Raw genomic sequence first — 26,705 nt, forward strand, 5'->3', positions numbered from 1 at the left:
ATGCGCGCGGTCCCTGTCAATCCGGGTCGGGGGACCCCCGCAGGCTCTTCACCACGCCGCGCACCTTCTTCTCCTTGATCCGCCGTTCCACCGACCCCTTGGTCGGGCGCGTCGCCCGGCGGGCCTTGGGCACGACCAGCGCCGCGCGGACCAGTTCCGCCAGCCGTTCCCGCGCGATCTCGCGGTTGCGGGGCTGGCTGCGCGTCTCTTCGACAAAGATCACCACCGCGCCCTCCTTGGTCCAGCGCCGCCCGGCCAGCCGCCGCAAGCGCCCCTTGACCGGGCCCGGCAGGTTGGGGGACCGTTCCGCCTCGAACCGCAACTCGACCGCCGTCGACACCTTGTTCACATTCTGCCCGCCGGGGCCGGAGGAGCGGACGAACTGCTCCGTCAGCTCCCAATCGGCAAGCGTGATCTGGTCGGTGATGGTCAGGGGCATGTGACTGGCGGTGTACGGGGTGTGTACGCCCTGTGTACGCGTTGTGCGGCCTATTCGGCCAACGAAAAAGGGCCACCCGAAGGCGGCCCTTTCGAAAGATCAGGAGGCGGTCCGGTTAGGACGTTAACCACCTTGCGTGGGGCGAAATCCCCGAGGATTGCCTCAGGTCCGCACCTCCCAAGCTGTCCCGACACCGTTCTCCAATACCCTTCTAGACACTGGATCACCTCCTTCCTGCTTGGTTGCTGTTATCCACAAGGTGCCACAGATTTTGCGGTTGTCAAAAGAAATTACGCAACCTGTGCCATCAATTTTCGCGTGACGATCCGGAACGGGATCAGCGCGACCAGCGCGATGGCCAGCTTCACCCCCCAATCCGCAACCGCCAGCGACACCCAAAGCGGGGCCACGGGGCCAAGGCCCAGAAGCGGCAACATCTCCCCCGCCCAGGACACATCGTTAACCGGCTCGATCCAAGCCAAGGTTCCCGAAAACGCGATGGTAAAGAACAGCGCCGTATCGACAGAGGAGCCAATTACGCTAGATAAAACAGGGGCTTGCCACCAAGAGCCTTGCCGCAACCGATCAAAAATCGCCACATCCAGCAACTGCGCCGTCAAAAACGCGATCCCCGATCCCACCGCGATGCGCAACGTCACCAGCGGGCCATACTCTCCCACGATCTGCGTGCCGATGAGCGAGCACCCGATGCCGACCAGAAAGCCAATGAAAACAACGCGTCGCGCGGCCGCAACGCCATAGACCCGGTTCATGATATCGGTGACGAGAAAGGCCAGCGGGTAGGTGAACGCCCCCCACGTCAGCCATTGGCCGAACAGGAACTGGACCAAGATGTTGGAGGCGACAACAACGCCCGCCATCGCCAGGATACCCGGCAAGTATTTGGTATTCATGCTGTATTCCGTTTTGACAAGGTGGTCGGAGACTTGGCCCCAACGGGGCAGGCCTGCGCGATACACCCACAATCGGGTCTACGCAAGCACCTCGGCCAAGGCGCGCGCCACGCGTGGGATCACACCCGGCGTCAACCCCGCCACATTCATCCGCCCGTCGCCCACCAGATAGATACCGTGGGTTTCCCGCAGGATATCAACCTGTTCCGGGCGCGCCCCGATCAGCGAGAACATCCCCCGATGCGCGCCGAGATACCCGAACCGGTCCGACCCCGTCGCCTCGCGCAGCGCCGCGGCAAGCGCCGCCCGGTTGCCCTGCATCACCGTGCGCATCTCGTCGAGTTCCGCGCGCCACTGCGCTTCAAGCCCCGCATCCGACAAGATATCTTGGACCACCCGCGCGCCGTGGTCGGGCGGAAAAGCGTAGTTCTGCCGGTTCATGCCCGCCAGCACGCCATCGGCGGCGGCCTTGGCGTCGGTCATGATCAGCACAGCGCCGACACGCTCGCGGTAGAGCCCGAAATTCTTGGAACAGCTCGCCGCGATGAGGACTTCGGGCAGGGTCGCCGCCAGCAGCCGGACACCCGCCGCGTCCGCCTCAATGCCGTCGCCAAAGCCCTGATAGGCCGTGTCGACGAAGGGAATGGCGCCTGTCCGCGCGCAAAGGTCGGCGACCGCCTGCCAATCGGCCCGCGTCAGATCGGCCCCAGTCGGGTTGTGGCAGCAGCCGTGCAGCAAGATCAGGTCGCCGGCTTTTGCCTCCGCCAGATCGGCCAGCATTCCGTCGCGGTCAAGGCCGCCGGTCTCCGGGTCGTAGTAACGGTAGGTCCGCCGCGCCTGACCCAGATGGTCGATGATCGCGGGGTGGTTGGGCCATGTCGGGTCGCTGATCCAGACCGTTGCCTCCGGCCGCAGCCGCCGCACCGTCTCAAGCACCTGCCGCACCGCCCCCGTGCCGCCCGGTGTGCCGCAGGCCGCAACGCGGGCGGCGGGCACCGCGTCGCCCAGGATCAGCCGCCGCATCGCATCGAGATATCCCGGATCGCCCGACAGGCTGACATAGCCCTTGGTCTCCTGCCGCTCCCAGATACCGCGCTCGGCCGCCTTGACCGCTGCCATCACCGGCGTGCGCCCGTCGGGCGAACGATAGACGCCGACGCCCAGATCCACCTTGTCTGGCCGGGGATCAGCGGCGAACATGCCCATCAGGCGGATGATCTTGTCGGGCTCGGGCGGGGTGACGGTCTCGAACATGCGGCGTATCTTTCAGGGAAAGCGCGACGGGTCGTGGTCATGTACCAAAACGCGCTGCCGTTCCTCGCGGCCGATCGGCACAAAACCCAGTTTTTGGTAAAGCGTCAGCGCGCGGGGATGGTCGAGCGTGCAGGTGTTGACCGTCATGCGGTCTACCCCCTCTCGCGCCCATCCGGTCAGGATCGCCGTTTGCAGCAGCGCCCTGCCCCAGCCCTGCCCGACAGCTTGCGGCACCAGCCCGAAATAGGCCAGATCGCAGACCCCTGCCTGCCGCCAGTCCAGCATGAAGAACCCGTGCGGCCAGCCATGGCCCATCGCGGTCCAGATCACCACATCGGGGTCGCGGACAAAGGCCTGCAACGCTTCCGGGTCATCCTCGGCCTGATCGAAGCGGTCTTGCCATTCGTAATCGCGGCCGACGGCGTCATAGAGCGACAGGAAATACCAGACCGGCGCATCAACCGCGCGTTCTAGCCGAATGTGATCGGGCAACTCGGGCATCGGCCAGTCGGGCCGCGCCGTCATCTCCAGATAGGTGACGGAAAAGGGAACCTCCGTCCCCGCAGGGATCAGGGTCATCCGGTGGCGACCTGCAACTGCTCGAACTGGCCCCACTCGGACCACGACCCGTCATAAAGCGACACATCGCTGGCCCCCAGCCGCGTCATGGCCAGCATCACGATGGCCGCCGTCACGCCCGACCCGCAGGTGGCGATCGTGCGCTTGCCCAGATCGACACCGGCCGCGTCGAACACCGCGCGCAGGGCATCGCCGCGCTTCATGGTGCCGTCGGCGTTCAGGAGGCTGGCGTAATGCACGTTCTTTGACCCCGGAATATGCCCCGCCCGCATGCCGGCGCGCGGCTCGGGCTCTTCGCCACGGAACCGACCGGGCGAGCGGGCATCGACGATCTGCCAATCTCCCAGCTTTGACGCGGCGGCCACCTGCGTGACGTCCTTCACCAGATGCGCCTGCCGCTGCACGGTGATGTGGCGGTCGCGCAGGATCGGCGGCATGTCCTCGAGCGGGCGGCCTTCGGCCTTCCACTTGGGCAAACCACCATCCAGAACGGCGATATCGGTCTTTCCCATCAGGCGGAAATTCCACCACACGCGCGCGGCCGAAAACAGGCCCATGGAATCGTAGACCACCACCTGATGTCCGTCGCCCACGCCAAGCGCGCGCATCCGGCTGATGAACTTCTCGACCGGGGCGGCCATGTGGGGCAGGGCGCTGCGAGCGTCGGCCACGTCATTGATGTCAAAATAGCGGGCGCCGGGAATGTGGCTCGCGGCATACTCCGCCTTCGGGTCACGGTCGACACCTGGCAGGAAATAGGTTGCATCGAGAATGCGCAGGTCGGGATCGTGCAGATGCGCCTCGAGCCAGTCGGTCGACACAAGCGTCTTGGGGTCGTCATCAGCCATGGCAGGGCCTCCGGGCGCAAAGGGTGTCGTTCCGGACACAAGGCCTACGCCGAGAGGGCCTGCCGTGCAAGTCACAGCCTCGGGCGAGCGCGCTCAGTTCTGCTTGAGCAGCCGCGCCTTTTGCCGGTCCCAGTCGCGCTTGGCGCTGGTCTCGCGCTTGTCGGCCAGCTTCTTGCCCTTGGCGATGCCGATCTTGAGCTTCACCAAGCCCTTGTGATTGAAGTACATCACGATCGGCACCAGCGTCATGCCCTCGCGCTGGGTCGCGCTCCACATCCGCGAGAGTTCGCGCTTGCTTGCCAGCAACTTGCGCCGCCGCCGTTCCTCGTGACCCCAAGTCTTGGCCTGCGCATAAGGCGCGATATAGCTGTTGACCAGCCACAGCTCGCCGCTTTCGACAGCCGCGTAACTTTCGGCGATGTTGGCACTGTTGACCCGCAGGCTTTTCACCTCGGAGCCTTGCAACATGATGCCGACCTCGATGTCATCCTCGATCGCATAATCGAAGCGCGCACGCCGGTTCTCGGCGATCACCTTGTAGTTCTTGTTGTCACTGTCCTTGGCCATGCGGGCCGATATAAGGGTTCACGCGCTCCGCCGCCAGCCCGGCGGCGCATCACGTCAATCGACCGGCCGCCAGCCCGGTGGCACATCGACCGTGTCGAGCCACGGCTTGATGTCTAGCACCGGTGTCCCGTCCCATGCATCCGTCGCGTCTATGCCGATCACGCCCGACGCGATGTCGAGCGTGGTGATCACCACAGTTCCCAGTGCGATCGGATTGGGCCGCACCGGGCTGCGCAGCGCGAAGGTGCCGCGCAGGCCCCGGCCATGGGCGGGGTTCTGCACCAGCAGATCGCGCTCGCCCCGGTCGACCCAGTAAAGCAACTGGATCGCCTGCCCGACCTCCAGCCCGGTCAGGGCAGGCGCGTAGGCCGGGTCCAGTTCCACCCGCGCGCCTTGCCCGGTCTCGCGCGCCGCGCGCAGGTTCTTTGGGGCGGTGCCCTTGGCCCATGGCGACCGGATGCGGCCGATGAAAGTGATCCCCGCCGCGCTGCGTGTGGCGGGGTCGAAGGGCAGGGCGATCTCGCCCGCGCGCCTCACAAAAGGCCCGCGTGGCGCATCGCGGCCTCGATCTGGGCCTTGGTCGCATCCGACAGCCCTGTCAGCGGCAGACGCACGTCCTGCGCACACCGATCCAGCACCGACAGACCGTATTTCGCGCCCGCCACACCCGGTTCGGCAAAGATTGCCTCGTGCAGCGGCATCAGCTTGTCCTGATAGTCCAGCGCCGCGCGGTAATCGCCCGCCAGCGTCGCCGCCTGCATCTCGGCACACAGTCGAGGCGCGACATTGGCGGTCACGCTGATGCAGCCGACGCCGCCTTGCGCGTTGAAGCCCACCGCCGTCGCATCCTCGCCCGAAAGCTGGATGAAATCCGTTCCGCATGTCATCCGCTGCTTGGGCACGCGGCTGAGGTCGCCGGTCGCATCCTTGACGCCGACGATATTGGACAGCTTGGCCAGTTGCCCCATCGTCGCGGGCAGCATGTCGACGACCGACCGGGGCGGAATGTTGTAGATGATGATCGGCAACCCGATCTCGTTCAGCGCCGAGAAATGCGCGATCAGACCCTTTTGCGTCGGCTTGTTGTAGTAGGGCGTGACCACCAGCGCTGCATCGGCGCCGACGGCCTTGGCATGTTCGACGAATCGGATCGCCTCCACCGTGTTGTTGGACCCCGCGCCTGCGATGACAGGCACCCGGCCCGCGGCTGTCTGCACCACGGCCTCGATCACTTGCTCGTGTTCGGCATGCGTCAGCGTCGGGCTTTCGCCGGTCGTGCCGACGGGCACCAGCCCGGTCGAGCCTTCGGTGATCTGCCATTCGACCAGTTTTTTCAGCGCGTCGAAATCCACTGCGCCGTCCTTGAACGGCGTGACCAGCGCAGGCATCGAGCCTTGGAACATGACACGCATCCTTTTCTTGATTGGGCCGACAGCCTCCGGCCCTCGGCAAATTCGCGCGGACACTAGCGATGGCGCGCCGGATTGCCAAGTTCGTGTGTTGCGCTGGGGCGGATGCACCTTATCCTTATGGAAAGTGACAAAAGGTGTGGGCGATGCGGCGGATCTTGTTTTGTGTTCTCATGGTTTTTGCCCCCCTGTCGGCTCGTGCCGAGACCGAGGCGCTGGGACTGGCACTTGCTGCACTGTCGCGCGGCGATCTGGGGCTTGCGGCACAGGCTGCGGGGCCGATCCGTGACCCGGTGGCGCTCGATATCCTGAGCTGGACAAGACTGCGTCGCGGCGGGGCCGACTGGCAGGAATACATCGATTTCCTAGATCGTAATCCCGATTGGCCGGGCTTGGCCTACATGCGCGCGCAAGGTGAACCGTCGATCCCCTCGGGTGCCGATCCCGCACGCGTCATTGCCTATTTCGCAGACCAGCCCCCCACCACCGGCTCGGGCGCGCTGGCGCTGGCCCGAGCCTATGAGGCCAGCGGCAACCGCGCTGCCGCCGAGGCCGAGGCGATCCGTGGCTGGACCACGCTCACCATGACCGGCGAGGATGCAGGGCGTTTGCGCACGGCCTTCGGCGATGTGCTCAACACCGGCAGCCACCACATCGACCGGCTTGACCATCTGCTGTGGGAAGGGGCCGAAGCGCGGGCGCGCGCCATGTTCCCGCTGGTGCCTGAGGGCTGGCAAAGGCTGGCCGCCGCGCGACTGGCGTTGCGCGCCCGCGAGCCCGGCGTCGACACCCTGATCGCCGCCGTCCCCGCCGATCTTGCAAGCCATCCGGGGCTGGCCTACGAGCGATTTCTCTGGCGCATACGGTCCGGATTCTGGGACACGGCCGGTGACCTGATGGCCGAACGCTCCGCTTCCGCCCGCACGCTCGGGCGCCCCGCGGCATGGGCAGGGCGGCGCGCCGATCTGGCGCGGGACGTCATGCGCGATGGCGACTTGTCCAGCTGTTACGACTATGCCGCGAACCATCACCTCGATCCCGTCAGCGCCGCGACGGATTTCGCGGAACTGGAATGGATAGCGGGCTATTGCGCTTACAGGCTTGGCCGGCACGCCACCGCGATCACCCATTTCGAGGCGTTCCGGGGCGCGGTCGTCTCGCCCATCTCTGTCGGTCGCGCGGGCTATTGGCTGGGCCGCGCCCATGAAGCTGCCGGCAATGCCGCCGCCGCCGCCGAGGCCTATGCCTTGGGCGCGCGGAACCAGTCCAGCTTTTACGGCCAGCTTGCCGCTGACCGGGGCGGTCTGCCGGTCGATCCCACATTCTTGGGTGATGAGGATTACGGCGATTGGCGGCAGGCGGGCTTCACCCGCTCTGAGGTGTTTCACGCGGGCCTGTTGCTCTATGAGGCGGGCGAAACCGGCATGGCCGCGCGGTTCCTGACCCATCTGACCGAAAGCCTGTCGCGCAACGATGCCGGCATGCTGGGTGATTTCGCCCTCAGTCTCGGCGATGCCTATCTGGCGGTTCTGATCGGCAAACGCGCAGCGCAGGGCGGGCATGAGATCATGCGCCCCTACTACCCGGTTGTGCCGGCACTGGCGGAGGCGGGGCTGCCCGCGCCTGCGGCCTTCGTACTGGCCATCGCGCGGCGCGAATCGGAATTCAATCCGTCCGTCATCAGCCCGGCTGGCGCGCTTGGCCTGATGCAGGTCATGCCGGGCACCGCGCGTGACACCGCGCGCGATCTTGGTCTGGCCTATTCGCAAGAAAGGCTCCTCGACGATCCGGCCCATAATGCGGTGATCGGGGCGACCTTCCTTGCCGGTCTGCTTGACCGCTACAACGGCAACCCGGTGCTTGTCTCGGCGGCCTACAATGCCGGGCCGCGTCGCGCCGCCGAATGGATCGAGCGCTTTGGCGATCCGCGTCAGGCCGAGGATGTGCTGTTCTGGATCGAGGCGATCCCTTTCACGGAAACCCGCAATTACATTATGCGCGTGACCGAAAGCCTTGCGATCTACCAGGCACAGTTGACCGGCACCTTGCCTGCCACCGGCTTTGCCGAACGCCTGTCGCGCTGATCTTCAGGAACTGGGCCCGAAGGTCTCGCAGGCGATGTTGCGCGCCGACAGACGCGCGCAGGCGCGTTGGGCCTGATCTTCCGTAAGGCCTTGGAACCGCGCCTCGTAGGCACCGTTGCGCTGCACCACGCGGCGGAGCGAATTTTCGAAGGTCGTGACCTCGCTCAACGCCGTGCGCAGCAGCAGCCGTTCGGCGGCATGGTGCGAAGGCTGGCCGCCCAACGAGACGCCGAACAGCCGCTCTCCGCTCGATGAGGCGCGGGTGACGACCTCGGGTTCGGCGGGGGCGACCGGGTCGCGCGGCGGTGGATCGGCGGGTCGGGGCGGCACGGCCAGCGCCACCTGCACCTCGGCGGGGGCGACGGGTTCGGGCCGTGGTGCGGGTGCAACATCGCTGGTCGCGACAGACACCTCGGGTGCCGGTGCCTCGGGGATGGCTTCGGGCCGTACGGCAGCTTCGGGCTGGGCCGGAATCTCGGGCCTCGGCGCGGGGGCGACAGAGGCCAGCGCAGGCTCGACAGCCGAAGCCACCTGGGGTGCGGTGGGTGGCGGGGGCGCAGGCTCGGGTGTCAGGGCCTCGCCCACCGCCTGTTCGATGGCGGCCAAGAGTTCCGGCGCGGGCGCGCTGGCCACAAGTGTCGGGGCCGCACCGGGGCGGGGCAGGGGTCTGAGCGACCGGCTCACCAGCCCGGAGGGTCGGGTCTCGCGCCCGGCCGGTGCGTCGTCGTCGCCGGGCGTGTAGACAGGCAGCGCAGGGCGTCTGACCGCTGCCCGTGCCGGGGCCTGGGCAAAGCCAAGGTCCATCAGTTCCATGATCCGCTGGTTGCGCCACGCGGCCGATTGCCCGCCAAAGACGGTGGCGATCACCCGCACGTCGCCGCGTTCGGCCGAGGCGACAAGGTTGAAGCCCGCCGCCCGCGTGTAGCCCGTCTTTATGCCGTCGGCCCCGCGATAGGCATCCAGAACGGCGCGGTTGGTGTTGCGCACCCGCGCGATCCCGGCATCCTCTTCGCGGCGCGAGAAGATGTTGTAATATTGCGGGTAATCGTAGAAGAGCCGCCGCCCCATGATCGTCATGTCATGCGCGGTCGACAGGTGCCCCTCTTCTGTCAGCCCATGCGCGTTTCGAAAGGTGGTGCGGTCCATTCCCAAGGCGCGCGCGGTCCGGTTCATCCGCCGGGCAAAGGCCTCTTCCGAGCCCGAAACCGCTTCTGCGATGGCGGTTGCCGCATCATTGCCCGACCGGATTGCCGCCGCGCGGATCAGGTAGCGAAAGCGGATCGTGGACCCGGCCCGCAGCCCCAGCCGCGACGGGGGCTCATTGGCGGCATGCGACGAGATGCGCACCTCGGTGTCCAGCGTGATCTCACCCAGCCGGATCGCCTCGAACGCGACATAAATCGTCATCATCTTGGTCAGCGAGGCGGGGTGCAGGCGCGTATCCGCGTTGCGGGCGTGCAGCACCTCGCCTGTGCGCGCATCCATCACCATGGCAGCGTAGGGTGCCGCCCGGAGGGGCGCTGCGGCCAAGGCCACGCAAAACAGAAGGACCAGCCCGATAAGGGCCGGGAAACTCGGTCGATGTTGCACTGAGCCTGCTCGCTCTGCCTCAGGGTGCCGTCTCGTGCGGCGGTTGTCAGAAGACTATGACATTTCAGAATGAAAATCCATGGGAGTTCGCTCGAAAATCGTCGCACCCCTGCGCGATGGCGGGTGACGGTGGATCTTGCGGCAATGCCTATCGGTGCCACATCATATGGGGTGCGCAAAAGGGCGCGTAGCGCAGCCATTCAACCTTTGCTAGAACAGCCTCGAGACAAGACAAGGACCGCGCCCCGTGAAGGACAATTTCGACGACCGCAAGACCCGAGCTTCCGCCTGGTTCCGCAGCCTGCGCGACGACATCGTCGCCGCCTTCGAGGCGCTGGAGGATGCGCAGGGCGGCGACCAGCCCCCCGGCCGCTTCGAGGTGACCGAGACCAAACGCCACTCCGATGACGGATCGGACGCGGGCGGCGGATTGATGAGCGTCATGCGTGGCGGCCGCGTGTTCGAGAAGGTGGGCGTCAACGTCTCCACCGTCTATGGCCAGTTGGGCGAACGCGCGGTGGCGGCCATGTCGGCGCGCAAGGACATGTCTGGCCTCAAGGATGATCCGACCTTCTGGGCCTCAGGCATCTCGCTGGTGGCCCACATGCAAAACCCTCATGCCCCCGCCGTCCACATGAACACGCGCATGTTCTGGACGCCGGTCGCATCGTGGTTCGGCGGCGGATCCGATCTGAACCCCGCCATCGAATATGCCGAGGACACAGCGCATTTCCACGACGTGCTGCGCAACCATTGCGAGCGTCACAGCGCCGACGCCTACCCGCGCTTCAAGGCATGGGCCGACGAATATTTCTACGTGCCGCACCGCCATCGTGCGCGCGGCGTCGGCGGGATCTTCTACGATGACCTCAACACCGGCGACTGGGAGGCCGATTTCGCCTTTACCCAAGATGTTGGCCGCGCCTTCCTCCCGGCTTTTGTACCTTGCGTCGAACGCCGCCGCCACAGCGCCTGGACCGAGGCCGATCGCGAGGCGCAGCTGGTTCATCGCGGGCTCTACGCGGAATACAATCTTGTCTATGACCGCGGCACCAAATTCGGGCTGGAGACCGGCCACGATGCCAATGCAGTCCTCATGAGCCTGCCGCCCATCGCCAAATGGACCTGAGGGGCGCGTCAAGGACGCCAGTGGCCTAAGGCCTTCTCTGGCATCACGGGCCCCCCGTCATTGGCGCGACCGCTTGCCGCGTCCCGGATCACGGTTTCCCAGCCGCAGGGCCGGTGCCTGTCCCCGCGGACAAAGCAGCGCAGTCGTCCGGAGCGGCAAGCGGGACATCGCCGCCCGCGTGCCCGCAGGTCAGCAAGAACCCGCCCAGACGGCCGTCTCGCGTTTTCGTGTCCGGCCGGAGGCTTGTGTGCGGGGCGCGCGACCATAGCCTAAAGACAGGCCGCGCCCGTCGGGCGTTGGACGCAACGAAACATACAGGACAAATATGACCATGAAAAAAGCTCTCCTCCTATCGGCCGGGCTTGCAGCTCTTTCGACCGCACCCGCACTGGCCGGCGGCTTCGCTGAACCAGCCCAGCCCCCCGTCACCATCGCGCCTGCGCCCGTTGCGCCCAGTGCGAACTGGACCGGCTTCTCGGTTGGCGGCCAGCTCGGGTACGGCGATGTCTCGACCAGCGGTCCGTCGCTTGGCGGCAATGACTACACCTATGGTCTGCGCGCCTATTACGACTACGACTTCGGGAATTTCATCCTCGGTGGTGGTCTGCAATATGACAACACCGGCATCGACCTCGGGGGTGTCACTACGCTTGATTCGGTCACGCGGCTTGGCCTGCGCGCCGGTGTCGATCTGGGCCAGAACTGGGTTTACGGCACCGCCGGCCTCGCGCAGGCCCGGACCTCCAACCCCGCGGTGGGCGACAGCAACGGCTGGTTCGCCGGTGCGGGCTACGAGGTTTTCGTGGCCAGTAACGTGACCTTTGGCGCCGAGCTGCTGTATCACGAGTTCGACAGCTTCGACCTGCCCGGCCTCGAGGCCAACGCGACCACCGCGTCCCTGTCGGTCAACTTCCGCTTCTGATCGTTACATAAAAACCGGCGCAAAATCCGCGCCCAGACCCTCGGCGGCGACGCTTCCGCCGAGGGCTGCCACCGACCCGAGCCGCCCAAGCTCATCCGCACATTTGGCGGCAGAACCATTCCCCCCGGTCAAAAGCGTTACCCGGTCGTCCAGCCGCGCAATATAGGGGTAGTCCGTCCGCGTGAAAGTGACCGCGCAAGGCGCCGTCGCAGTGCGTTCGATCCGCAGATCGGGCATCAGCGCGACCAGATCGGCCAGCAAGGACGCCCCGGCCTCCGCCCCGCCCGACGTTTTGAACCACGCATTGAGCGCCGCGCCGTCGATTGCCTCCGGGCTGGTCAATTCGCCCCCGATCTTGATGTAGCGCCGCCCATCCGGGTACCGGATCGGCGGCAACAGGTAGCGGTCGGTCGGGTCGCCTTCGGGCACCCAGATCAGGCTGGGCATGTCCGACAACCGCGCCGCTTCGGCCTCGGACACCTCGGCGAAGGCAACCGTGCGCTGATAGACCCGCATCGCGGGGCGGTCCGCCGTCAGTGGCGCGGCCGAGGCCCAGCCCCCCGTCGCCACGACGACATGATCCGCGCTCACCCTGCCGCCACTGGCCAGCGCGACGGTCCCGCCGTCCCGCCCCATAGCATGTGTCGCCACCACCTCGGCCCCGGCGGTGACGGCCAGCGCTTCATGGGCGCGCCGCATCGCGCGCGGGTCTATGGTGCCGCCCACAGGGTCGAACACCGCCTCGCTGCCTGCGGGGAGGTCGAACATCGGGAACCGCCGGGCCAGCGCCGCGCCCGACAGGCGGTCATGCGCAAGACCCAGCGCCTTGGGCGTTTCGAGAAACCCTGCCGTGAACCCGGCCAACGGCCCGTCGAGCGGCCCTGCCATCACCCCGCCGCAGGGCGTGTAGAAGGCGATGCCTGTCCGGGCCTCGATCTCGCGGTAGCGCAGCAGCGACCGGGTCGACAGCCGCGCCCAGACCGGATCATGGGCAATTGCCCGCGTGATCCGTCCTGCGTCATGGAAACTGCCAAAGGGCCCGTCATGGGCGGCAGGGTCCGCCGGTTCATCCGGCCCGACCAGCGCCACCCGGCATCCCCTCTGGGCCAAGTGCATCGCACAGGCCGTTCCCATAAGACCGCGCCCGATCACGGCCACATCCATCGGACCCATCATCATCCTTTCGCTTGGCGACACGTCGGGCGCGTCCGTATTTTCGGAAACAAGAAGGACAATTTTACCAAAATCCGCCCTTCTTCTTCATCTTCCTCCAAATACGGCTGCACCCGCCCAACATAGGCGACGGCCTTGGTCAGCCTCGAATCGTTTCCAGAAGCAGATGGACATTGTCGGGGTCCGCCTCGGGGGTGATGCCATGCCCGAGGTTGAAGATATGCGGCCCGCCTTTCAGCGCATCGACGATGCGGCGCGTCTCGTCGATCAACGCCTGACCGCCCGTCACCATGTGCTTTGGATCGAGGTTGCCCTGAACGCAGCTGTCGGGCTGCAGGTGGCGGGCGGCCCACGTGGGGTCCACCTTGGTGTCGATGGCCAGCCCGTCTGCACCGACTGCCTTGGCGAAACCGACATAGTTCTCGCCCGCCTCGCGCGGGAAGGCGATGATCGGCAGGCCGGGGTGGCGGCGCTTGAGTTCCGCCGTGATCCGCTTGGCGGGTTCCAGCGCGAAATCGTGGAAGGCCTGACCTTTCAGTGATCCGGCCCAGCTGTCGAAGATCTTGATCACTTCGGCGCCTGCCTGAACCTGCATGTCGAGGTATTCGATCGTGGCCTCGGTCAGCAGGTCAATCAGGGCCCTGAAGGTCTCGGGATCGCCTTCGCGCAACGCATGGGCCGGGGCCTGATCGGGTGTGCCGCGCCCGGCGATCATGTAGGTCGCCACCGTCCAGGGCGCGCCGGCAAAGCCGATCAGCGCTGTCTCCTGCGGCAATTCGCGCGTAAGGATCCGCAGCGTCTCGTAGACGGGCGCAAGATGGTCGTGGATGTCGTCCTTGCCCTTGAGCGGGCGCAGCCCCTCGGGCCCGGTGATCGTGGACAGGCGGGGGCCCTCGCCGGTTGCGAACCACAATTCCGCCCCAAGCGCCTGAGGGATCAGCAAGATATCCGCGAACATGATTGCAGCGTCGAACCCGTAGCGGCGGATCGGTTGCAAGGTCACCTCGGCGGCAAGATCGGAATTGTAGCACAGAGACAGGAAATCCCCCGCCTGCGCGCGCGTCGCGCGGTATTCGGGCAGGTAGCGCCCGGCCTGACGCATCAGCCAGACGGGGGGCGCATCCATTGCCTCGCCCGCCAGCGAACGCAGGAGTTTTTTCTGGCTGGTCTGGGGCGCGTCAAACATTGGGATTGTCCTTCGGTCGGTCTTTGGACAGGAATTGTCCGCGCCCGTCAGTCTGTCAACCCGAGGGTGATTGTCAAGCAAAGTTGACAGGTATAGAAGGACCGCCATGACGCTCGATCTGCCGACCCCCGCCCAACCCCTTCGCATCGGAACCCGCGGTTCGCCGCTTGCACTGGCGCAGGCGCGCGAGACGCGGTCGCGTCTGATGGCGGGTTTCGATTTGCCCGAGGATGCCTTCGAGATCGTGGTGATCAAGACCACCGGCGACGACCGCAGCCTCATCGACGCCGACATCGCGCTCAAGACACTGGGCGGCAAGGGCCTGTTCACCAAGGAAATCGAAGAGGCGATGCTGGATGGTTCCATCGACATCGCTGTCCATTCCATGAAGGACATGCCGGTGCTGCAACCCGCGGGCCTGATGCTCGACTGCTACCTGCCGCGCGAGGATGTGCGCGATGCCTTCGTGTCGCTGGGCCATGACAGCCTTGCCGCTCTGCCCGAGGGTGCGCGCGTCGGCTCGTCCTCGCTGCGCCGCCGGGCGCAGCTCAAGGCACGGCGGCCGGACCTTCAGGTGGTCGAGTTCCGAGGCAATGTGCAGACACGGATGAAGAAGCTGGGCGACGGGATGGCCGATGCGACCTTCCTCGCCATGGCGGGCCTGCGTCGCCTTGGCATGACCGAGGTGGTGAAATCCGCCATCGAGGTCGCCGACATGCTGCCGGCCGTGGCTCAAGGTGCGATAGGCATCGAACGGCGCGTGGTAGACCACCGCGCCGCGGCCATGCTGGAGGCGATCCACCATGGCCCGACCGGCCAGCGTCTGGCAGCCGAACGTGCATTCCTTGCAGGGCTCGACGGATCATGCGAGACGCCCATCGCGGGGCTTGCCGAACTGGACGGCGGCACCTTGCGACTGCGCGGCGAGATCTTGCGCCCCGACGGGTCCGAGGTTCTGACTGATGATCGCAGCGCACCCATCGAGGATGGGGTGGCGCTGGGCGCGGCCATGGCGCGCGACCTGCGGGCACGGGCGGGCGAAGGTTTCTTCGACTGGATCGCAGCCTAACCACCATCCGGTCGCAAATTCGCGCCCGAACCGTTTTGTGCGGTTGCGGCATCGCGTCTTGCGTGGTTTGGTCGGATCAAACGATGCGCGGGCCGCTTTGGTGGGTCGACACGGCTTTGGCGAGTGTTTCAAGATGCGGCTTGAGCAAACCGGTATTCCCGGCCTGATCGTGATCACCCCGCCGCGTTTCGGGGATGAAAGAGGTTTCTTTTCCGAGACCTGGAGCCGTGACAAACTGGCCGCCCATGGCGTCACCACCGATTTCGTGCAGGACAATCATTCGCTCTCGGCGCAGATGGGCACCATACGCGGCCTGCATTTCCAGAACCCGCCGCGCGCGCAGGCCAAGCTGGTGCGCTGCGGCCGCGGCCTTTTGTTCGACGTGGCCGTCGACATCCGCAACGGCTCGCCCACCTATGGCAAATGGTTCGGCATCGAGTTGAGCTTCGAGAACGGCAAGCAATTGCTGATCCCGGCGGGCTTCGCCCATGGCTTCGTCACCCGCGCGCCCGATACCGAGATCATCTACAAGTGCTCCGACACCTACGCCCCCGAGACCGAGGGCGCGCTGCGCTTCGACGATCCCGACATCGGCATCGACTGGGGCCTCGGCGACACCGCGCCGATCTTGTCGGCAAAGGACGCGCAAGCAGGGGCCTTTGCCGGGTTCGAAAGCGCATTTTTCTACATGAAAGACAGTGCATGAAGCTGATGGTTACGGGCGGGGCGGGGTTCATCGGCTCGGCCGTGGTGCGGCTGGCCGTGGCGCGCGGTCATGAGGTGGTCAATGTCGACAAGCTGACCTATGCCGCCTGCCTCGACAATGTGGCGAGCGTGGCCGGGTCCAAGCTTTATACATTCGAGCAGGCCGACATCTGCGACCGCGCAGCGATGGACCGCATTCTGGCCCTGCATCAGCCCGATGCGATCATGCATCTCGCCGCCGAAAGCCATGTCGACCGATCCATCGACGGGCCGGGCACATTCATCGAGACCAACATCACCGGAACCTATACCCTGCTCGAGGCCGCGCGCGCCTACTGGACGCAGGCGGGCAAGCCGGAGAGTTTCCGCTTCCACCACATCTCGACCGACGAGGTCTATGGCACCCTGGGCGAAACGGGTCTCTTCACCGAAGACACCGCCTATGCGCCCAACAGCCCCTATTCGGCCTCCAAGGCCGCGTCGGACCATCTCGTGCGCGCATGGCATGAAACCTACGGCTTGCCGGTGGTGATGACGAATTGTTCCAACAATTACGGGCCTTACCACTTTCCTGAAAAGCTGATTCCGGTGGTGATCCTCAACGCGCTGGCGGGCAAACCGATCCCGGTCTACGGGCAGGGCGAAAACGTCCGCGACTGGCTATATGTCGAAGATCACGCCGACGCCCTCCTGCTGGTCTGCGAAAAGGGCATCGTGGGGCGCAGCTACAACGTGGGCGGCACCAATGAGCGGCGCAACATCGACCTTGTCCGCACGATCTGTGCGCTGCTGGACGACCGCCGCCCCGCTGGCGCGCCGCATGACCGGCTGATCCGTTTCGTCACCGACCGCCCCGGCCACGACATGCGTTACGCCATCGACGCCAGCCGTATCCGCGACGAGCTGGGCTGGCAGCCTTCGGTGACAGTGGAAGAGGGGTTGGCCAAGACCGTCGACTGGTATCTCGAGAACGAGGACTGGTGGCGTGCGCTGCAGGCGCGGGAGGGGGTGGGGCAACGTCTGGGTCAGAAAACATGACCCGTGATGTCCCAAAGCGAATCGATTTCTTCATCGTCGGAGCACAGAAGGCGGCCACCACCGCCTTGTTGCAGATCTTGTCCCGTCATCCGCGACTGTGCTGTTCCTCGCCCAAGGAACTTCATGTTTTCGACGATGACAGCCGGGACTGGTGCATGCCTGCGGCCATTGATCTGTCGATGCATTTCCCAAATTGCCCGCCCGATCTTTTGTGGGGAGAGGCCACGCCGATCTACATGTATTGGCCCCATTCCATAGAACGTCTTGCCGCCTACAACCCGGGAGCAAGGATCATCGTGGGGCTTCGTCACCCTGCATGGCGCGCGCTGTCTCACTGGAAGATGGAGGTGATCCGAAGCCGGGACGACATGTCGTTTTCCGACGCGATCCGTTCCCTCGGACGTGCCCGGGTGAATCCCGTGCACAGGGTCTATTCCTATGTCGAAAGGGGGTTCTACGCCCCGCAGATCAAGCGCATTTTGGCGCATTTTCCCCGCGATCAAGTCTTCTTCTACACAACCGAGGACCTGTTCGTGAACGAGTCCGCGGTCGTGAAGGACCTGCTGTCATTCCTGCGCGTGACCCCGGACCTTTCGTTGGCTGGTGAGAGCTTTGTGGTTCCGGTCGACACAACCGGGCTTGAGATCGACGCCCGGGACGAGATCATCTATCTTTCCGCTCTCTTCGCCGGCGATATTCAGGAGACGATGGACCTGACTGATCTCGATCTGCGCTCTTGGCTCGATCCGGACTATGCCGAAGGATATTTCCATCGGTCCCTGCATTGATCGCGCAAGCGGAGGTCTTGTCTTGCCCCTTTCCTTTTTGTGGCGCGGCGCAGCACCCGACGCCGGGTCGTCGCAGGTCGCCCCCGCAGTCAAGACCATCGCTGTGCGCGATGCACGCGCGTTCCGGTCCGCCCGCATGATGCGCGAGGGTGGGCCATCCGTTCCGACCACGGGTTCCGGGCGGCCCGACATAGGGCCGACATGGGGCGCCGTCTGTTCGAGGTTTTGCTGACCCATGCCGCTTGTCTTCATACAAGGGCGCCTCGCTTTTTTCGCGCATGTTCCCAAATGCGGCGGCACGGCAGTCGAGAACTACCTGCACGCCCGGTTTGGCCGTCTTGCCTTCCTGGACCGTGCATTCAACAAGATCCCCGATGCCGAACGCTGGACGAAGACCTCGCCGCAACACCTCGAGGCCGCCGCATTCGACCGGATCATCCCGCAAAGCTGGGTTACCCACCGTTTTGCAGTGATCCGTCATCCGCAGGACCGCATCGTTTCAGTGTTCCGGTTCCAACGCGATGTGGAGCGCAGCATAGACGAGGGCCTTTCCTTTTCGGACTGGCTGGCCGCGCAGGAAACCTTGATGACCGGCGACCGGCACAGGCTCGACAATCATGCAAGACCCGCAACCGATCTGGTGCCCGCGGACTGCAGGATTTTCCGGCTCGAGGACGGGCTGGGCGATCTGGTCGGCTGGCTGGACCAGATCGAGGGTGCATCGCGCGCCCCGCGAGAAGTCGGCAGGGCGAATGATTACGGAAAGGTGATGGGTTTCCTGGGGCGGGAACCCCGACCTGCGCCTGATGTGACTGCGGAGGATCAGGCGACGATCGCCCGGATATATGCCGCGGATTTCACGAGGTTCGGCTACACGCCGTATCCCGCGACATCCACGGCAAGTCCGAAAGCCTGCAAGGATGATAGCGAATGACCCTGCTTGTCTTCGGCACCACCGGCCAGGTCGCCACCGAGTTGCGCGCGCTTGCCCCTGTCACCGCCCTTGGCCGTGACGCCGCAGACCTGTCCGATCCTGACGCCTGCGCCGCCGCGATCCACGCCCACAGACCGCGTGCCGTCATCAACGCGGCCGCCCATACCGCCGTCGACCGCGCCGAGACCGAAGAGGATCTTGCCACGATGATCAACGGCGCGGCCCCCGGCGCGATGGCGCGGGCCTGTGCCGATCTGGGCATCCCGCTTGTCCATATCTCGACCGATTACGTCTTTGCGGGCGACGGTGAAAGCCCGTGGCGCCCCGACGATCCGACCGCGCCGCTGGGCGCCTATGGCCGCTCCAAGCTTGCGGGCGAGGTGGCCGTTCGCGCGGCAGGCGGAGCACATACGATCTTGCGCACCTCATGGGTCGTGTCGGCCCATGGCGGCAATTTCGTCAAGACGATGCTGCGGCTGGGGGGCGAACGCGAGCGGCTGACAATCGTCGCCGACCAGATCGGCGGCCCCACGCCCGCGCGCGCCATCGCAAGCGCCTGCCTGTCGATCGCCGATCAACTGATCGCCGACCCGTCGAAGGCCGGCACCTATCATTTCTCGGGGGCACCGGACACAAGCTGGGCCGATTTCGCCCGCGCGATCTTTGCGGAGGCCGGGTTGTCCTGCGCGGTCGAGGATATTCCCACGACCGCCTATCCCACGCCCGCCTGCCGTCCGCTCAATTCCAGACTGGATTGCAGTGCCACCGCTTCGGTCTTTGGCATAGCCCGGCCGGATTGGCGCATTCACCTGAAGCAGATCATTGCCGACATCAAGGAACAAGGAAGCCCCCGATGACCCAGCGCAAAGGTATCATTCTCGCCGGAGGATCGGGCACGCGGCTTTATCCGATTACCCTTGGTGTGTCGAAACAGTTGCTACCGATCTATGACAAGCCGATGATCTACTACCCGCTCAGCGTGCTCATGCTCGGCGGCATCCGCGACATCGCCATCATCACGACGCCGCATGATCAAGACCAGTTCCAGCGTACCTTGGGCGATGGCAGCCAATGGGGGCTGAACCTGAGCTATATCGCCCAGCCCAGCCCCGACGGACTTGCGCAGGCCTATATCCTCGCGCGCGATTTTCTGGGCGGAGCGCCCTCGGCCATGGTGCTGGGCGACAACATCTTTTTCGGCCATGGCCTACCCCGAATTCTGAACGAGGCGGGGGTGCAGACCTCGGGCGGCACGGTGTTCGGCTACCATGTCGCCGACCCGGAGCGATACGGCGTCGTCGACTTCGCCGAGGATGGATCGGTGCGGGCGATCATCGAGAAACCGGCCGTTCCGCCGTCGAACTTTGCGGTGACAGGCCTCTATTTCCTCGACGGGACGGCGCCCGCGCGTGCGGCCGACGTCACCCCATCCGCCCGCGGCGAGCTTGAGATCACGAGCCTTCTGGAAAGCTACCTGTCCGATGGCGCCCTGCGCGTCAGCAAGATGGGGCGTGGTTTTGCATGGCTCGATACCGGGACCCATGCCAGCTTGCTCGATGCGGGAAATTTCGTGCGCACGCTCGAGGAACGCCAAGGCTTGCAGACCGGCAGCCCCGACGAGATCGCCTATGCCCAAGGGTGGATTTCCGCTGAACAGCTGGAACAACGCGCATCCCTGTTTGGCAAGAACGCCTACGGTCGCTATCTGACATCCTTGCTGTGAGCTGCTCCGCGCTCCAATAGTCTTGAAGGAACCGGCTTCCGGTGCTTTTCCGTCTCCACGCCCTCTACCTGCGGTATGTCGCGCACCATGCCGACCGCCTTGGCGGCTTCAGCCTGCCCCGCGAGCGACGCCGGAAACTCGGGCGCATCGAGCAGGTCAAGCGCGAGGGCGGGGTGACCCGGATCATCGGCTGGACCAGCGCGCGCCAGCTTCGTCTGACATGGCCCGGCGGCGAAGTGACGATCGAGCCCTCGATCCAGCGGGCCGATGTGGCCCGGCGCTATGGACTTGCGCTCGAAACCGGGTTCCAGATCGAAGCGCCCGAGGGTCTGCGCCCCTTGATGCTCCATGTTCCGCGCGGGCAAGGCGAGGATCTTGTCCTGCCGGTCCCACATCCCTCCGATCCGCCCAGCCCTGCCGCGCGCCGCCGCTTGTTGCGGTCCTTTGTCGTGGACGTGCTGCGCGCAGGCCCGGCGCTGCTGCGTTGGACCGTGACCCGTGACCCCGGTGCGCGTAAGCGGATCAAGCGCATCCTCGGTCTGGACGCAGTCAGAGAGGGGTTGCCGATCGATCCGCGCTACCTGACGGGCGCGGTGCCGCCGCGATCGCTGCGCGCCATCACCATCATATTGCCGGTCTACAACGCCTTCGACCTGCTGGCCGAGACGCTGCGTCGGGTCGAGGCCCATACCGATGTCGACTGGCACATGATCTTGATCGACGACGCCTCCCCCGATCCTCGTGTCCGACCCTTTCTGCGGGCTTGGGTGGACGGTCACCCGGGACGCGTCACCCTGATCGAGCTTGACCAAAACCTCGGCTTCATCGGCGCCGTCAACCGCGGATTCGAGGAGGCCGAGCACCATGCCGGCCATGTCGTTTTGCTGAACTCCGACGCCCATGTTCCCGAGGGCTGGGCCTCACGGCTGATCGCGCCCTTCGACCGCGACCCCAAGATCGCGTCGGTCACGCCCATGTCGAACGACGCCGAGATCTTTTCCGCGCCGATGATCTGCCAGTCCATGCCCCTGCCCGCAGGGCTGGTCGACCGCATCGACGCCGTGGCGCAGACATTGTCGGTGCCTGACCGCCTGCCCTCGGCTCCCACCGGAGTCGGGTTCTGCATGGCGATGAACGCGCGCTGGTTCGGCCGCGAGCCGCGCTTCGACACAGCCTTCGGGCGCGGCTACGGCGAAGAGGTGGACTGGTGCCAGAAACTGCGCAAGGCCGGTGCGCGGCATGTCGGACTGCCGACCCTCTTTGTCGAGCACCGCGGCGGCCAAAGCTTTGGCGGCGATGCGAAACTGAATCTTGTGTTGCGGGCCAATGCCATGATCGCGCGACGCTACCCGGCCTATGACGTCGAGGTGCAGGCCTATATCGGCCGCGACCCCCTGCGCACGCCGCGTCTGGCGCTGGCCATCGCAATGGCGGGTTATACGAGTATCGATCCGCTGCCGCTTTTTCTGGCCCATTCCCTGGGGGGCGGGGCCGATCAGGCCCTGAACGCCGAGATCGAGAGTCGGACCGCGCAAGGCCAAAGCGCGCTTGTGTTGCGCATCGGCGGGGCGTTGCGCTGGCAGGTCGAACTGCACGGCCCCGGCGGCGTTGTCTCGGGCGCCACGCCCGATCTGGCGGATGTGCGGCGGCTTCTGGCCCCGGTGCCCGCCTTGCGCATCGTCTATTCCTGCGGTGTCGGCGACCGGGATCCGGTCAGCCTGCCGGGGGCGCTTTTGTCGCTGCGCCGTCCCGGTGCTGCTGACTGGCTCGAGGCGCGTGTCCATGATTATTTCATGGTCAGCCCGTCCTATTGCCTGCTGAACGCGGATGGCGCCTATCGCGGGCCGGTCACGCGGGACACTACCGATCCGGCCCATAGGCTGCGTCGCCCCGACGGCAGCGAGGTCCGGCTTGGGCAATGGCAAGACGCATGGGAACCCTTCCTGTCCGCCTGCCAAGAGATCACGGTATTTTCGGATTCGAGCCGGCAGCACATGGTCGCCAGCTATCCCGGGATTGCCGACCATATCGTCTATCGTCCCCATACCTCCGTCGCGCGCATTGGCCGCGTGGAGCCGCCCGGCCATGGTGGTCTTGCTGATGGAACCGTGGCGGTTCTGGGCAACCTCAATCTCCAGAAAGGGGCGGGCGTTCTGTGTGCCATGGCCGAAATGGCGGCGCAAAGGGGCGGCCCGCGGATGGTCCTGATTGGCAATATGGATGTCGCCTTTTCCCGGCCGCCGTCTCTCAGACTGCACGGAAGCTATGACCGGCATGACATTGCGCAACTCGCGCAGCGCTATGGTGTTTCGGCGTGGCTGGTGCCCTCGATCTGGCCCGAGACCTTTTCCTTCGTGACCCACGAAATGCTGGCCACGGGCTTGCCGGTCTACGGTTTCGACATCGGCGCGCAGGGCGAGGCGCTGCGCCGCGCCGCCAACGGCATTGCCATCCCCTTCGATCCCGATGTTGACCACGCCGCCGCGATCCTTGCGGCGATCTCTGGTACGCCGGTAACGAACACGGCGAACCACACCAAGACCCCAGGAGAAGCGGCAGAATGACGCCAAGAACATCCGGAACGCAGCATGATGCGGACACAACCCCGGCCGCAGATGATCGCCCGCTGTTCATCGTGGGCTGCGTAAGGTCTGGCACCACCCTCACGCGGGATCTTTTGCGGCGGGTGCCGAGTCTGATCTGCCCCGAGGAAACGCATTTCTTCCGGTGGTCGGAACCCTTCCGCACCCCGCACAGTTTCGCCCCTTATCGCCACAACCAACTGCTGAAAAAGCATCGCGAGATCGACGGGGTCATCGAAGAGGATTTCGAGGCGATCCTGCAAACAAGCCGCAGCAAGGCCGAGCTTCAGCGCAACTACATCACCGCCTTCGCGCGCGCCAAAGGCATCACGGGCCCCTATCGCTGGTTCGACAAGACCCCGCAGAATGTCTACGGCGCCCCCCTGATCGCGCAGCAGATGCCGAATGCGCGTTTTCTGAATCTGGTGCGCAACCCGCTCAATGTGGTGGCAAGCCTTGTGCTGGGGCGGCAGGTCAAGATCCCTGATGTGCATGGGGCCTGCAACTACTGGAACGAATCCGTCCAGATCATGACCACGATGGAGGCCGCCTATCCTGACCGTATCCTGACGATGCGTTACGAAGATCTGATTGCCGATGTTCCGGCGGCCATGGCGCAGATCTTGGGCCATGCGCACATCAACGCTCCCACGGGCCTCTATAATGGGGCCGACGCACATGACGAAAGAAACCTCTGGCGCAAGGCGCTGGATGCCGACGCGCTGTCCGCCGTTCGCCTGCGCTGCTCTGCGCTTGCGCGCCGTTTTGGCTACGACATCGAGGCCGATCTGGGCTGAGCTAGCGCCGTCGACGGAAGGCGCCTGCGCTCGACGGCATGATTTTCGATCGCGGATCGCCCCTTGACCTTCCAGTAACGGGAAGCCCTATCTCCCGTATCTGGAAGGATACCCTATGCCCAAAGACACCCGGACAGGCACTGCACGCGCCTACGCCGTCGAGAACCTGACCTGCGGCGGATGCGTCGCCCGGGCCGAGGCCGCGTTGGCCGCGCAGCCCGGTGTGACCGGGGCCGTGGTCAATCTTGCAACCCGCCGGGCCGACCTGCTGATCGCCGATGGCTTCGATCCCGTTGCCCTGATCGCCGCGATGGACAAGGCGGGCTACCCCGTGCGCCCCGTGGACGGCATGACGATGCGGGCCAGCGTCGGCAACCTGTCCTGCGGCGGGTGCGCGGCGCGCGCCGAAACAGCACTCAACGCGCTGCCCGAAGTGCTGGAGGTGCAGGTGAACCTAGCCCTCAAGCGGGCTGATCTGCGTCTGGTCGCAGGTGCCGACTGGGCGAGTGTCGCGGCGGCCATGGACAAGGCGGGCTATCCGGTGACGGCACTGGATGCGCCGCACGAAAGCGCTCCCTCCGAACTTCCCGAGGATGAGGCTGGCCCGCTCCGGCGCGCTCTGGTGTGGTCTGCAATCCTGACCCTTCCGGTCGTCGTGATGGAGATGGGCGGCCACCTGATCCCTGCCTTCCACCATTGGCAGATGGCGAGTTTCGGGATGTTCCCGCTGCATCTGGTGCAATTCATCTTGACCACCGCCGTTCTGGCGGGGCCGGGGCGGGTGTTCTTCCGCCTTGGTTTGCCTGCGCTGCTGAAAGGCGCGCCCGAGATGAACAGCCTTGTGGTGCTGGGCACCAGCGCCGCCTGGGCCTGGTCGACGCTGGTCACTTTTGCGCCTGCGCTGGTGCCCGAAACCGGGCGCTTCGTCTATTTCGAGGCGGCGGCCGTCATCGTCACGCTGATCTTGCTGGGCCGCTGGCTGGAGGGCCGCGCGCGCGGGCAGGCGGGTGCCGCGATCCGCAGCCTGATGGCTTTGCGCCCCGATACCGCGATTCGCATCGCAGGCGGTATCGAGACCGAGGTGGCCCTGTCCGAACTGCGACGGGGCGATCTGATCCGGCTGAAACCCGGTGAGCGTGTCGCCGTCGACGGCACCGTGACCGAGGGCGAGACCCATATCGACGAGGCGATGCTGACCGGCGAGCCGTTACCGGTGACCAAACGCGCGGGCGATCCCGTGACGGCGGGCACCGTCAATGGCACCGGCACGCTGGTCTACCGCGCCACCGCCGTCGGCAGCGATACCGTGCTCGCCCGCATCGTCGCCATGGTCGAGGATGCGCAGGCCACCCGCCTGCCGGTGCAATCGCTGATCAACCGCGTGACGGCGATCTTCGTGCCGGTGGTGCTGGTGATCGCCCTGCTGGCGTCGGGCGCTTGGCTGATCTGGGGCCCCGATCCCGCCAAGGCGCTGGTCATCGGCGTGTCGATCCTGATCATCGCCTGCCCCTGCGCCATGGGTCTGGCCACGCCGGTCTCGATCCTTGCGGGCACGGGCCGGGCCGCCGAACTGGGCGTTTTGTTCCGCAAGGGTGACGCGCTACAACACTTGTCAAAGGTCGATCTGGTCGCCTTCGACAAGACCGGTACGCTGACAGAAGGGCGGCCCGCCGTCACCGCCATCGAGGTGACGCGCGATTGCGACGAGGCCACGCTCCTGTCGCTGGCTGCGGGGGCTGAGACCGCGTCGGAACACCCGCTTGCGCGCGCCGTGCTGGCACAGGCCAAGGCGCGCGGCATCACACCCATCCGTGTCGAGCGGTTCGCGGCGCAAACCGGCGCGGGCGTCGAAGCGATGGTCGAGGGCGAAACCCTGCGCGTCGGCAGCCGCGCCTTTTTGCAAGGCGCGGGCGTTGCCGTGCCACCGACCGACCCCAGCCCGGCGACCGAGGTGCATGTGGCGCGCGGCGCGCTTTATCTTGGCTATCTGTCGCTCTCCGATCCGCTCAAGCCGGATGCGGCCCGCGCCGTGGCCGAGCTCAAGGCGCGCGGCATTACCGTCGCGCTCTTGTCCGGCGATGCCGAGGGGCCGGTTCAGGCCGTGGCCAAAGACCTGGGCATCGATATGGCCCATGCCCGCCTGTCGCCTGCCGACAAGCGCGCGCTGGTCGCCACATGGCGGGCCGAGGGGCGCCTCGTCGCCTTCGTCGGCGATGGCCTCAACGATGCCGCCGTGCTGGCCGAGGCTGATGTGGGGATCGCTTTGGGCACCGGCACCGATGTGGCGATCGAGGCGGGCGATGTCGTGCTGGTCTCGGGCGCGCCTACCAGCGTCGTGACCGCGATGGAGGTCAGCCGCCGCACGATCCGCAACATTGTGCAGAACCTTGTCTGGGCCTTTGGCTACAATGTCGCGCTGATCCCTGTCGCGGCGGGCCTCTTGGCACTTTTTGGTGGCCCCTTCCTTAACCCGATGCTGGCGGCCGGTGCCATGGCCGCAAGCTCGATCCTTGTCGTTCTGAATGCGCTGCGCCTGCGGCGAATGGAGGCTGCATGAACATCGGAGACGTGTCCGAGGCCTCGGGCCTGCCCGCCAAGACGATCCGCTATTACGAAGATATCGGTCTGATCACGCCTCTCAGATCCGACAATGGCTACCGTCAGTTCACGCAGGCGCATCTGCACAAGCTGGCCTTTATCGCCCGCGCGCGGGGTCTTGGCTTTTCCATCGAGCAATGCCGGACGCTTCTGGCGCTGTACGAGGATCGGGAAAGGGCCAGCGCAGACGTCAAGGCCTTGGCCGAAACCCATCTGGCCGAGATCGACGCCAAGATGGCCGAACTGGCCGACATGCGCCGGACGCTCGCCGATCTGGTGCAGTGCTGCGCGGGCGATCACCGGCCGGATTGTCCGATCCTGAAAGGTCTTGCAGCCCCTGTCACGGGAGATTGAACACCTCTGCGGCCCCGCGTAGG

25 protein-coding genes are annotated in these 26,705 nt (G+C 65.7%); 14 read left to right on the top strand and 11 right to left on the bottom strand.

Annotated features, from left to right (window positions below; genetic code table 11):
* Positions 1–16: 16 nt before the first annotated feature.
* The 8 genes from arfB to dapA all read right to left on the bottom strand — a co-directional run bounded on the left by arfB (position 17) and on the right by dapA (position 6,004).
* Complete coding sequence (gene arfB, locus C7455_RS11400; protein ID WP_109668339.1) at positions 17–439, bottom strand: alternative ribosome rescue aminoacyl-tRNA hydrolase ArfB; 423 nt, start codon at positions 437–439, stop codon at positions 17–19.
* A gap of 290 nt (positions 440–729) precedes the next feature.
* Complete coding sequence (locus tag C7455_RS11405) at positions 730–1,353, bottom strand: queuosine precursor transporter (RefSeq protein ID WP_109668340.1); 624 nt, start codon at positions 1,351–1,353, stop codon at positions 730–732.
* Positions 1,354–1,431: 78 nt separating this feature from the next.
* Positions 1,432–2,607, bottom strand: a complete 1,176-nt coding sequence (locus tag C7455_RS11410; protein WP_109668342.1) for an amino acid aminotransferase — start codon at positions 2,605–2,607, stop codon at positions 1,432–1,434.
* A 12-nt stretch (positions 2,608–2,619) separates the two neighbouring features.
* Complete coding sequence (locus tag C7455_RS11415) at positions 2,620–3,186, bottom strand: GNAT family N-acetyltransferase (protein ID WP_109668344.1); 567 nt, start codon at positions 3,184–3,186, stop codon at positions 2,620–2,622.
* On the bottom strand, positions 3,183–4,034 hold the full coding sequence (gene sseA, locus C7455_RS11420) for a 3-mercaptopyruvate sulfurtransferase (RefSeq protein WP_109668346.1): 852 nt from the start codon (positions 4,032–4,034) through the stop codon (positions 3,183–3,185). Before sseA ends, C7455_RS11415 begins: the two co-directional genes overlap by 4 nt.
* Before the next feature lie 93 nt (positions 4,035–4,127).
* Positions 4,128–4,601 carry an SsrA-binding protein SmpB gene (gene smpB / locus C7455_RS11425; protein ID WP_109668347.1) on the bottom strand — a complete coding sequence of 158 codons (474 nt, stop codon included), beginning with the start codon at positions 4,599–4,601 and terminating at the stop codon, positions 4,128–4,130.
* A 54-nt stretch (positions 4,602–4,655) separates the two neighbouring features.
* Positions 4,656–5,138, bottom strand: a complete 483-nt coding sequence (locus tag C7455_RS11430; protein ID WP_109668349.1) for an SAM-dependent methyltransferase — start codon at positions 5,136–5,138, stop codon at positions 4,656–4,658.
* Positions 5,135–6,004, bottom strand: a complete 870-nt coding sequence (gene dapA, locus C7455_RS11435) for a 4-hydroxy-tetrahydrodipicolinate synthase (protein WP_109668671.1) — start codon at positions 6,002–6,004, stop codon at positions 5,135–5,137. The genes C7455_RS11430 and dapA overlap by 4 nt, the downstream gene beginning before the upstream one ends.
* Positions 6,005–6,183: 179 nt before the next feature.
* Here dapA and C7455_RS11440 point away from each other — a divergent pair, with 179 nt between their 5' ends.
* Positions 6,184–8,094, top strand: coding sequence for a lytic transglycosylase domain-containing protein (locus tag C7455_RS11440; RefSeq protein WP_245904309.1), 1,911 nt, complete (start codon positions 6,184–6,186; stop codon positions 8,092–8,094).
* A 3-nt stretch (positions 8,095–8,097) separates the two neighbouring features.
* On the opposite strand, the gene C7455_RS11445 is transcribed toward C7455_RS11440, so the two are convergent.
* Positions 8,098–9,684: a D-alanyl-D-alanine carboxypeptidase family protein gene (locus C7455_RS11445; RefSeq protein WP_245904310.1), complete on the bottom strand. Its 1,587-nt coding sequence runs from the start codon at positions 9,682–9,684 to the stop codon at positions 8,098–8,100.
* Positions 9,685–9,931: 247 nt separating this feature from the next.
* Between C7455_RS11445 and hemF the strand changes: the two genes are divergently transcribed.
* Complete coding sequence (gene hemF, locus C7455_RS11450; RefSeq protein ID WP_109668354.1) at positions 9,932–10,813, top strand: oxygen-dependent coproporphyrinogen oxidase; 882 nt, start codon at positions 9,932–9,934, stop codon at positions 10,811–10,813.
* Between the two features lie 331 nt (positions 10,814–11,144).
* On the top strand, positions 11,145–11,735 hold the full coding sequence (locus tag C7455_RS11455; protein WP_109668355.1) for an outer membrane protein: 591 nt from the start codon (positions 11,145–11,147) through the stop codon (positions 11,733–11,735).
* Positions 11,736–11,738: 3 nt separating this feature from the next.
* Here C7455_RS11455 and C7455_RS11460 read toward each other — a convergent pair whose 3' ends face one another.
* Both C7455_RS11460 and hemE read right to left on the bottom strand, forming a co-directional pair.
* Positions 11,739–12,932: an FAD-dependent oxidoreductase gene (locus C7455_RS11460; RefSeq protein ID WP_211315486.1), complete on the bottom strand. Its 1,194-nt coding sequence runs from the start codon at positions 12,930–12,932 to the stop codon at positions 11,739–11,741.
* A gap of 115 nt (positions 12,933–13,047) precedes the next feature.
* A complete protein-coding gene (gene hemE, locus C7455_RS11465) occupies positions 13,048–14,094 on the bottom strand; it encodes a uroporphyrinogen decarboxylase (RefSeq protein WP_109668358.1) in 1,047 nt (348 codons plus the stop codon).
* 106 nt (positions 14,095–14,200) lie between these two features.
* Here hemE and hemC point away from each other — a divergent pair, with 106 nt between their 5' ends.
* The 11 genes from hemC to cueR all read left to right on the top strand — a co-directional run bounded on the left by hemC (position 14,201) and on the right by cueR (position 26,682).
* Entirely contained in the window at positions 14,201–15,163 is a 963-nt protein-coding gene (gene hemC / locus C7455_RS11470) for a hydroxymethylbilane synthase (protein WP_109668360.1), read from the top strand.
* 133 nt (positions 15,164–15,296) lie between these two features.
* Positions 15,297–15,869, top strand: coding sequence for a dTDP-4-dehydrorhamnose 3,5-epimerase (gene rfbC / locus C7455_RS11475; RefSeq protein WP_109668361.1), 573 nt, complete (start codon positions 15,297–15,299; stop codon positions 15,867–15,869).
* Entirely contained in the window at positions 15,866–16,906 is a 1,041-nt protein-coding gene (rfbB, locus tag C7455_RS11480) for a dTDP-glucose 4,6-dehydratase (RefSeq protein ID WP_109668363.1), read from the top strand. The genes rfbC and rfbB overlap by 4 nt, the downstream gene beginning before the upstream one ends.
* Positions 16,903–17,694, top strand: a complete 792-nt coding sequence (locus C7455_RS11485; protein ID WP_109668364.1) for a sulfotransferase domain-containing protein — start codon at positions 16,903–16,905, stop codon at positions 17,692–17,694. The genes rfbB and C7455_RS11485 overlap by 4 nt, the downstream gene beginning before the upstream one ends.
* Positions 17,695–17,929: 235 nt before the next feature.
* Positions 17,930–18,628, top strand: a complete 699-nt coding sequence (locus C7455_RS11490; protein ID WP_109668366.1) for a sulfotransferase family 2 domain-containing protein — start codon at positions 17,930–17,932, stop codon at positions 18,626–18,628.
* A complete protein-coding gene (gene rfbD, locus C7455_RS11495) occupies positions 18,625–19,485 on the top strand; it encodes a dTDP-4-dehydrorhamnose reductase (RefSeq protein ID WP_109668367.1) in 861 nt (286 codons plus the stop codon). Before C7455_RS11490 ends, rfbD begins: the two co-directional genes overlap by 4 nt.
* Positions 19,482–20,351, top strand: a complete 870-nt coding sequence (gene rfbA, locus C7455_RS11500; protein ID WP_109668369.1) for a glucose-1-phosphate thymidylyltransferase RfbA — start codon at positions 19,482–19,484, stop codon at positions 20,349–20,351. The genes rfbD and rfbA overlap by 4 nt, the downstream gene beginning before the upstream one ends.
* A gap of 41 nt (positions 20,352–20,392) precedes the next feature.
* Positions 20,393–22,915, top strand: a complete 2,523-nt coding sequence (locus C7455_RS11505) for a glycosyltransferase (RefSeq protein WP_109668370.1) — start codon at positions 20,393–20,395, stop codon at positions 22,913–22,915.
* A complete protein-coding gene (locus tag C7455_RS11510) occupies positions 22,912–23,730 on the top strand; it encodes a sulfotransferase family protein (protein WP_109668372.1) in 819 nt (272 codons plus the stop codon). The genes C7455_RS11505 and C7455_RS11510 overlap by 4 nt, the downstream gene beginning before the upstream one ends.
* A gap of 115 nt (positions 23,731–23,845) precedes the next feature.
* Positions 23,846–26,287, top strand: a complete 2,442-nt coding sequence (locus tag C7455_RS11515; RefSeq protein WP_109668373.1) for a heavy metal translocating P-type ATPase — start codon at positions 23,846–23,848, stop codon at positions 26,285–26,287.
* The gene (gene cueR, locus C7455_RS11520) at positions 26,284–26,682 is read left to right on the top strand and encodes a Cu(I)-responsive transcriptional regulator (RefSeq protein WP_109668375.1); all 399 of its coding nucleotides are present in this window, start codon (positions 26,284–26,286) and stop codon (positions 26,680–26,682) included. Before C7455_RS11515 ends, cueR begins: the two co-directional genes overlap by 4 nt.
* The last annotated feature ends 23 nt before the right edge of the window (positions 26,683–26,705 follow it).

Origin of the sequence: Roseicyclus mahoneyensis, from assembly GCF_003148775.1 — a bacterium.
Classification (GTDB): domain Bacteria; phylum Pseudomonadota; class Alphaproteobacteria; order Rhodobacterales; family Rhodobacteraceae; genus Roseicyclus; species Roseicyclus mahoneyensis.